General features: G+C 37.3%; 2 protein-coding genes. Both read right to left on the bottom strand.

The features are described from left to right. Window positions 1-378: 378 nt before the first annotated feature. Window positions 379-1,368, bottom strand: coding sequence for a hypothetical protein (locus A3766_RS20060; protein WP_068642851.1), 990 nt, complete (start codon window positions 1,366-1,368; stop codon window positions 379-381). A 1-nt stretch (window position 1,369) separates the two neighbouring features. Next, on the bottom strand, window positions 1,370-1,629 hold a 260-nt coding region (locus tag A3766_RS20055), incomplete at its 5' end, for a polysaccharide biosynthesis C-terminal domain-containing protein (protein WP_197479646.1).

Here is a 1,629-nt window from a genome sequence, read left to right as displayed (position 1 = left end):
ATAGAGTTAGATATAAAATCCTTCTAAGGTTCACCACTCCGACTGCGATAGAAACGGAAATTAATACAAAAAAAGATAAGTAAGAAAACTCTAGAAAATAGTCACCCAGCTCAACACTAGAGCCCTCTTCTAAAAATATATATAAAGACCCCTCAATCCCCCCTAGAGTTAAAAAGAAAAATGCAATAAAAAGAACAAAAGAGNTCAAATAAATACGATACTTTATAATGAAAGCACTGAAAGCAACAACTAAGAGTACAGTAAACATTAATAAAGCTGGTGAAAACGGAAACACATTCTTAGCTATATAAACATCTGCTCTAGAGCACGTCAATGCAAGAACAACTGTCAAAAATAGCTTTACGAGATTTACCGTCATCAGGCAGAAAGATGGATAGAAAAAATAGCATTCATACCGACACCCTCAACAGAGAATTCACGCACAACAGAGGGTTTATTAACATTAATTATGGCGACTCTCGTCACCATTGGGCTGAGCTTTCTGTTAAAGCCAATTCCCTTTGAGACCCAATCAACATTTTCTCTAAATTTAGTGGGCCTTAACCTAGAAAAACCAACAACCAAATTTCCATTTTCTAAAATTTCTATTCCTCGACACCAGCCTAACGGCTCCTTCGACTTGTATAGTGAGTTTAAGTCAAGCTCAAGTTCTATAGCTCCCGAGCTAATATTAAAAGCTGTTATCCATCCATTCGTTGAAGTAAAAAAAAGTAAATCCCCACTTGCCAAACCATCATGAATATTACCTGCACGCACTTGAAAAGACTTTCTAGTAGTGTCCGTCAGACAGATAGCGTCTTTTTGTTTAAAACGAGTTACATACAACTCATTATCTAGCGTAAATACATAGTTCGGATGGGTAACGTGAGGTTTAGTGCTAACGACAGTTCGATAATCAATATCATCAAATGATTTTGGGTCTTCTCCAGCACAAGTACAGTATTTTTTTAGGACATTGGCTTCACTATCAAGCTCAAGTACATTATCCAAACCAGTATTGGCGACCCAATAGTTACCATTACTGTTTGGTAGCACATGATGAAGATCATTAAATAAGGGGGAGCTAATTCTTTGTTTTTCCTTCCATGTCTGCGCATCGTAAACAATAAGTTCTGTTGTAGTGCAAACAAATGCCAACTTGTCTACCAAAGTAGCTGCTTTATATACCGTACCAATCTCTGGTATATCTTTTATTATATCAGGCCGTGAAGAGTCCTCGACCAAAACCTCAGTAGCACCACTATCTATATTTAATCTAACAATAATCCCTGCTTTATAGGCCCCCCAAGCTTCACCTTTTTTAAGGTTCTCAGAATTTTGTCCGCCTACAAGTATCAATTCAGTCATTTCAAAACGCCTTTGATCTGAGCCCTTCCAATCGACTCATTTTTAAATAAATTAAGATATTCCAACTAATAGTGCCTAGCATAGAGGATAGTGCCGCACCTTCTATGCCTAATAATGGTATAAAAATAATATATGACACAATAGCTATAGCACCAGAAGCCAAAAGAGCTTTTGTCAACTGGTCTTGATTACCCGTCATTGAAGCAAGATACCCTGAGGGACCAAAGTATGAGTTAATCAACTGCCCTACCGACAGAATAA

This window comes from Oleiphilus sp. HI0132 (assembly GCF_001635845.1).
The sequence above is the reverse complement of the archived record's forward strand: the minus strand, read 5'-3'. Positions and strand labels throughout refer to the sequence as shown.